Source organism: Okeania sp. SIO3B5 (assembly GCF_010692555.1).
GTDB lineage: Bacteria > Cyanobacteriota > Cyanobacteriia > Cyanobacteriales > Microcoleaceae > Okeania.
Window position 1 is genome coordinate 1 of the sequence record NZ_JAAHHG010000497.1, and the last position, 7,396, is coordinate 7,396.

5 protein-coding genes are annotated in these 7,396 nt (G+C 35.8%); all 5 read right to left on the bottom strand.

Features of this window, described 5'->3' with window-relative positions; translation table 11 throughout:
- Positions 1–207 precede the first annotated feature (207 nt).
- On the bottom strand, positions 208–1,131 hold the full coding sequence (locus tag F6K54_RS36475; RefSeq protein ID WP_293088768.1) for a class I SAM-dependent methyltransferase: 924 nt from the start codon (positions 1,129–1,131) through the stop codon (positions 208–210).
- A 482-nt stretch (positions 1,132–1,613) separates the two neighbouring features.
- A complete protein-coding gene (locus F6K54_RS36480) occupies positions 1,614–2,681 on the bottom strand; it encodes an ABC transporter permease (RefSeq protein WP_293088770.1) in 1,068 nt (355 codons plus the stop codon).
- A 192-nt stretch (positions 2,682–2,873) separates the two neighbouring features.
- Positions 2,874–4,172 carry an RNA-guided endonuclease TnpB family protein gene (locus tag F6K54_RS36485; protein WP_293088772.1) on the bottom strand — a complete coding sequence of 433 codons (1,299 nt, stop codon included), beginning with the start codon at positions 4,170–4,172 and terminating at the stop codon, positions 2,874–2,876.
- Positions 4,173–4,275: 103 nt separating this feature from the next.
- Positions 4,276–5,340 (bottom strand): AI-2E family transporter, encoded by a 1,065-nt coding sequence (locus tag F6K54_RS36490; protein WP_293088773.1) that lies wholly within the window; start codon positions 5,338–5,340, stop codon positions 4,276–4,278.
- Between the two features lie 452 nt (positions 5,341–5,792).
- Positions 5,793–6,641, bottom strand: coding sequence for an Npun_R2479 family HD domain-containing metalloprotein (locus F6K54_RS36495; protein WP_293088775.1), 849 nt, complete (start codon positions 6,639–6,641; stop codon positions 5,793–5,795).
- Positions 6,642–7,396: the final 755 nt, after the last annotated feature.

Genomic DNA, 7,396 nt, shown 5'->3' on the forward strand with positions numbered 1-7,396 from the left:
TCAAATGATGTACAGGGTAAATGGTGAAAACCATGTAGCGTGGGCATCTTGCCTGCGTTTAGGCATCTTGCCCGCTTCGGGGTGTACCTCATAGAGTCACAAAGTGCTGTAGATAATTTAGTTATAATAAAATTTGTATTTGTTTGTAGTTGGGCTTTAGCTCATACAATATTTGTATTATTGCTTAAGCCTAACTACGAAGCCCTATTATAATTGTTCTACTGGAGATGATATTACTGTGCGATGACGATAAGTATTACAAATTATTTTGGGAGTCATAAAACCAGCATCTATCAACTCTTTTTCAATATCTAAAGTGAAATATTCATCTAGATAAGGTTCCGTACTTTTCAACAAAGTAAAAACATAAGGTTTCATTGTGGCATAAACTTCTGATTTAGGATTCATATCCATAATTGCAATATTGCCATTCGGACGTAATAACCGCCTTGCCTCCCGAAATATCTTTCTAGTAGCAGTTTGTGGCAGTTCATGACAGACTAAAGAGATAGAAATTAAATCAAAAGAAGCATCAGGTAAACCAGTTTCTTCCGCAGCAGCATGAACCCAATTAATATCTAAATTTTGTTGTTGGGAACGATACAAACCAACTGCTAAAAAATAAGGTGATAAATCTACTCCTGTCAACTTAGCTTCTGGGTAAACTTTTTGTAGGGAAAAAGTGTTTAACCCTGCACCACATCCTAAATCTAAAATATTCTTTGGTGTAGAAATTTCTACTTTGAGAATATCAAGAAAACTTTTACGAAGTCTAGCATCTCCATCAATACCCGATTCCGGCCAAATACCAGCATGAACTGCCAAAGCAGCTACTTCTTCTTCTATAGCAGCTTCCCAACTCATATTACCTTTTTCATAAGCATGAAATGAAGTAAAGTAATATTCTGGATAAAGCAAATTAGGATTATTTACTACTTCCCATTCTTTATTCCAATTACGTTCGGAAAGTTCTTTGACTTGCTTGCGCCAAGGTACACCAATTTTTTCTGCACGTTTAATAATCATCTTTCGTGCTTGAGTTTTTGCAAAATTAGCGAGTGGTTTAATGGAGAGAATTCCATTTACTAATTGTGTCGCTATATCTGATCTAGGTTTTAAAGTAGTAGTCATTTCAGTTGTCAGTTATCAGTTATCAGTTAGCTTTCTATGGGAGAAACTTTCCTACAGAATGCTATGCAAAGGTCATATTTTATCGTCAAAAAATTGTTTAAATTGAAGGAAGAAGAAGGAAGAAAGAAGAAGTGGATGGGGACTTAAACCCCAACTAATTGTAAATACTATTGCACCATTTCAGGCGTGCCACTTCAATACAAATTTTGCACAAAATTAGCCTTCCTCCTAACGTAAGCATTCAGCCGTCAGCTATTAGCTAGCCTCCTAGGGAGGAACTGCGTTAACAGCTATTAATTTTGGAGAATAAAAGCAACCTTTGAAATTGAGAAAGAATAAAAATTTACTGCCAAAGTCCCTTTTTTAAACCTGATAAGTAATGAATAATTACTTATTGCTGATAGTTGACTGCTAATAGCTGAATGCTTACCTCCCAACTTTTGACTTTTGACTTTTGACTTTTGACTTTTGACTTTTAAATATTACCTTTGCAAATTTCTTGGATCTAGAGCATCTCGCAACCCATCTCCTAATAAATTAAAGGCTAATACTGTCAAAATAATCAATAGTGCTGGTGGCCATACTAACCATGGTTGTAATACTAAAATTGAAGCGTTCGTGGCTAAAGATAGCATATTTCCCCAAGATGGATCTGGTTGTTGAATACCTAAACCAATCAAACTCAAAACTGATTCTGAGATAATAAAGCTAGGAATGGCTAAAGTGGCTGAGATAATTATGTATGTTGCAGTTTGAGGCAAAACATGACGGATGATGATGTAAAAAGAATTTGCTCCCATTGCCCTCACAGCTTGGACAAATTCTTGTTCTTTTATGGATAGCACTTGTCCACGAATTACTCTTGCTAACCCTGCCCAACTAATAAATGAAGTAATAGCTACAATTAATAGAAATCTTTGAGCGCTAGTTAAACTAGGTGGTAATACAGCAGCTAATGCTACTAACAAATAGATACCTGGAATTGTCATTAATACTTCAGCAAAACGCATCAAAATACTATCTACTAAACCACCAAAATAACCGGAAATTCCTCCAATAATCATTCCTAGAGGAAAGTAAATCATAATACCTACTAAACCAATAAATAGACTAATACGACCGCCAAAAATTAGACGACTAAATTGGTCTCTTGCTTGTTCATCAGTGCCTAATAAGTTAAATTTTGCTTCACCTGTACTGCCAAATAAATGTCGATCTAGCGGCAATATGCCAAATAGTTTATAGGGTGTTCCTTTAACAAATAAACTGAGAGGGGATGGTTTATCTAAGTCTACGTTTAATTTACGAAGTCCAGTTTCTAAGTCTACTGGCCCTTGAGTTGTGGGGTAAATGTGAGGTCCAATAAAATCACCTGTTTGGTTTTGCCAATAAATTTTAGTGGGTGGTAATAGGGAACCATTAGGTTGGGATGCGTAGGGATCATAAGGGGCAACAAAATCAGCAGCAATTACTACTATGTAAAAAATTAATAGTAATAATGCACCAAATCTTGCTAGAGGATTTTTTTTAAGATTTTTCCACCATTTCATATTTTAAGAAGGAAGAAGTAAGAGGGAAGAAGGAAGAAGGAAAGAAGAAGAAGAGGGAAGGAGGAGTAAGTTAGGGAGAAATTTTTTGATTTAATTGTTTTATTTCTATTTCTGATAATTCATGTTCTTCATTCATAGGATTTTGACATCCTCCCGAAGCTGACCTACGCTACAGCGCGGGATTCCCATCTATCAATCAAACAACCGAAGTTGAATTGGTGACTCCGAGCGGGTTGACACATCATTGCCATTTGCGTCCTTTTTAGGGGATGACTTACGACGGCTCCGTGTCCGTTTAATTGTCTCCGAGTGCCCCTCGGCGACTTCATTGAAAAGTGATAATTGTACAGGAGTTTCTATTACTTTAGCTTCAGTAGTTTCAACCTTGGTTTTTGGCTGAATAACTTCTAAAATATTGATAGCAGCGTTTATGTCACGATCGTGCAAAGTGCCACAATTTAAGCAAGTCCACTCCCTAACATTTAGCTCTTTTTTGCCACCTTTAAAACCACAATTAGAACATTTTTGAGAAGTAGGTTCCCATCTAGAAATAGTTCCAAATTCCCTGCCATATTTCTCGCATTTAGCCTCAGTTAAAGTCCTAAATTCTCTCCATCCTAAATCACTAATTGCTTTAGCCAATTTGCGATTACTAACCATACCAGAAACATTTAAGTCTTCTAGTACAATTGTGTCGTATTTTCTAACTAAATCAGTCGATAACTTGTGAAGGAAGTCTGTACGAATGTCTTTGACTTTTGCGTGAAGTTTAGCAACTCTAACCCTTGCCTTTTCACGACGTTTGCTACCTAGCTGAGTTTTGGCAAATTTACGTTGAAATTTACCTAATTTCTTGAGGTTTTTTTTGAGGGGTTTAGGAGCTTCAAACTTCTCGCCATTGCTCAATGTGGCAAATGTGCTAATACCCAAATCAATCCCAATAGAATTACCAGACTTTGGCAAACGTTCTGTACAAGTTTCTACAACAAAACTAGCAAAATAACGATTAGATGAATCTTTAATGATAGTTACAGAGCTAGGGTGTGATGGTAGTTTTCTTGACCAAAATATTTTAATCTTACCTACTTTTGGCAGATAGATTTTGTCTTGACAAATCTTGTAATTACCCCCTACAAATCTAGCAGTTTGCCTAGACTTTCTTGACTTAAATTTAGGAGGTTTGAATTGAATTCCTTTACGTTTTCCAGTACAACTATCAAAAAAGTTTTTATATGCCTGGTCTAAGTCTTTCAAAGATTGTTGTAGTGGTGTAGAAGCTACATCTTTCAGCCAAAGCAATTCTTTTTTAGCTTGAGTTATGAATTGTTTAGTTAAATCTACATAGCTAGGTTTCTTTTGACCACCAATATATAGTTGATTACAATATGCTAAACTTTGATTCCAGACATATCGACAACAACCAAAAAGTTGATTTAATTTGGTTATTTGAATATGATTAGGATAGATGCGATATTTGTATCTAGATTTCAATGTTTTTGATCTACTATTAATACTTTCGCGGTTTTATTATAACATGGGTTGGCATTCCTATACGACGCTCCCTTGCAGGAGAGCGCGGGTATAAATGCCAACATTAGAACATTAGATAAAAAAAAGAGCCTGTTTGGGGTGGTAATTTTGGATTTAGTACCACTTCTACAATACTTTTTAAAACTCCAGTGAGTGGAATTGCTAATATTACTCCCAAAAGTCCTCCTATTTTACCACCTAATAGTAATGCTGCAAAAATAATTACTGGGCTAAGTCCGGTTAAATTACCCATAATTCTTGGGGCAACTATATTATCTTTAATTTGTTGGAGAGCGATCGCCACGATTAATACTTTTAAGGCTAACCACCAATTAATAATTGCTACTATAATGCCTACAGTGCCAATGCCTAAAGTTGCGCCAATAAATGGAATTAATTCCATTACACCGATAAATACTGCAAATAGTAGAAAATAGGGAACACCAAGAAGCCAAAAAGCAAAAGATAAGGTAGTTGCCATAAATAAACCTAATAACAACTGTCCAGAAACAAAACTTTGCAGATTAACTTCTAGGGATTTTGTAAATACATCCCGTACTTTTGGCACAATAATACTTGTCAGATTATCCCAAACTCTTTCTCCATCTAAGAGCATATAAAAGGAGATTACTAAGATTAAGATTAAGTCGAAAAACCAGTTAACTGTTCCTAATACTAAACCAAAACTGGTAGTAGCGATCGCTTGTATTTGTTCTTGGGATTCTGCTAGTAATTGTTGTTGCCAAATACCGACATCGAAGGGTAAATTATTATTTTCACTCCAGGTTTGAAATTCTGTTAATTGCCATTTTGCCGATTCTAATAATTCGGGAAATTTCAACCACAATTGTCGAGCTTGATTAAGAACTGGTGGAACAATAGTTAGGCCGATAAATAATATTATTAAAGCAGCGGTTAAATATACTAAACCTGCTGCCAAACTTCGGGGCAAAATTTTTTGTAGTTTAGACACTGGATAGTTTAACAAAAATGCTACTAATCCTGCTGTAATTAGAATACTAACTATTTCACCTACATAACTAATTGCTTCGATTGTTAACCATCCTGCTACTAATAATAATAGCCATGTAATTAGAAATTGTTGAATAGGTGAAAATTTGACATTCATCTTCAAGAATTTAGAATTTAGAATTTAGAATTTAGAATGCGCGAATTACCTCTCCTTGAAAAGAAGAGGATTGACGAGCAGGAAAATTTTTATTTATTGTCCCCTTAAAAGGGGAGACTTTAAACCACAATATTTCGGTAAAATTTCGGTAAGTGAGAAAGCAGTAAAATAAATATTAAATAATGTAGTGGACTGTTTCATCTTAAATGGTGCAATAGGAAGTTGGCCTGAGATTGCTTCACATTCGTTCGCAATGACAAATCTAATGCACAGTTTTAGGTGAAACAGTCCAGTAGGGTGCGTTAGTATGACGTAACGCACCGAAATATTTGAGATAGATGGTGCGTTACATTTCATTAACGCACCCTACTTCTCAAACCAATATCAGTCAATAACTTGATATTTAATCAGCAAGCCCTAATTATTAATTATTAATTATTAATTATTAATTATTAAACAGCAACCTTATTAGATAAAGGATCATGCTCTATTACAAATACATTAGAGTAAAGATTAGCAATAATTTGCTTACCTTGCTGTGTTAATGACAAATATTTCAGAGCATTTTTTACATAAGGATGAACTCCTTGCCAGAAAAATTGCGGATAATTATCGCGCAGATCGCTAGGATTTTTATACCCTACTTTTTCATTAAAACCTGTTTCTTCAAATTCATAATATAAAGAACAAATTTTATTGAGATAGCGGGGGTCACTTAACTGGCCAATTAAATCTGCTGCTCGTACTAAACCAGGATAATTAACAGTATCTTGATGATCTGATTCTTTCGGAACAGGAAAACGCGTTAGCTCAATATTGTATTTAATTATTTCTACATCAATTAGTTTATGACCGCCAAATCGCTCATTAATAAATAATTTTGCCCGGTCCACATGATAAGGTGTTAAACTAGCATCTGTACAACCTAATGGCAAATTAACCATTTCATCTCCCTTACCTGTAGCGTACCATCCTTTTTTATCTTTCTGACAAACCCCTTTTACATATCCAATGTCATGGCAAACTAAGGAGATAATATAATGTAACCAATCTTCACAGGCAACTCCTCCTTCTCGAATATGTTTTCCTCGTAGAATTTCTTGGCCTACAAGAGTCACCAGAATTGTATGCTCTACATTATGGTAAAGGGCATCACTATTGGCAATATTTTCTAGTGCCATATTTCCTGCCCAACCAATAATTTCTTCGTAGTTAGACTTATAACCGCCGTAAGTACGACGGTAGCCATCTTTAATTTTTTCGACAAATGAATTAATTAATACTTCAGTGGCATTAAACATAGTTTTTTCTTAAATTTGTTTGGGTTGTTTAGACCTTTTTAAATATTGTAGTTGTTTGAGTTATTTTTTGGTTTCTGATGTCATTTCTTCTTACTTAACTAGCTATCAGCTATCAGCTATCAGCTATCAGCATTTCAGCGCTTCAACTTTGCTTAAGCTTTTTGACTTTGGGTTTATCAAAATAATATGGGTCGCGCAACCCCGCCTTTTAAGGCGTAATATTTTTGGAGCCTTGCTCAAATCCCCGACTTCCCCTCCCCTCCTGGGAGGGGTTAGGGGTGGGTTGGGAGGGGTTAGGGGTGGGTTAACTTCTGACTTCTGACTTCTGACTTCTGACTTCGTTAAACCCCGGCAACCCCAAGTACAGGATAGTTTAGGAGGGGTTTAAATTCCCGTCCTAAACGTAAAAAAAAGTGCTAATGCTGAGTGCTGAGTGTTGAGTGCTATTGAGTAATACCGCTAAAGGTAACGATACACAGAAACCAAAATCAGGGTCATTTTTATCAAAACTAACATTGGTCGTGCAACCCCGCCTTTTAAGGCGCAATATTTTTGGAGCCTTGCTCAAATTCCCTACTTCCCCTCCTGGGAGCAGGGCTGTTTCAAAGTATACTATATTAACGATTTAGGGAGAATGGGAGTAATGGGGATAGAGGAACACTGAAATTTACTAAAATTTGCCGATTTTGAGCGCCAATAGGTGTAGTTAAACTCTGAGAGGATATCTGGTTCAACACCGCTTAAAAGCCTCCATC

Bases quoted from the DNA above. Each gene is read 5' to 3' on its own strand.
- F6K54_RS36480 (WP_293088770.1), bottom strand. From the start codon at position 2,681: ATGAAATGGTGGAAAAATCTTAAAAAAAATCCTCTAGCAAGATTTGGT.
- F6K54_RS36495 (WP_293088775.1), bottom strand. From the start codon at position 6,641: ATGTTTAATGCCACTGAAGTATTAATTAATTCATTTGTCGAAAAAATT.
- F6K54_RS36475 (WP_293088768.1), bottom strand. From the start codon at position 1,131: ATGACTACTACTTTAAAACCTAGATCAGATATAGCGACACAATTAGTA.
- F6K54_RS36490 (WP_293088773.1), bottom strand. From the start codon at position 5,340: ATGAATGTCAAATTTTCACCTATTCAACAATTTCTAATTACATGGCTA.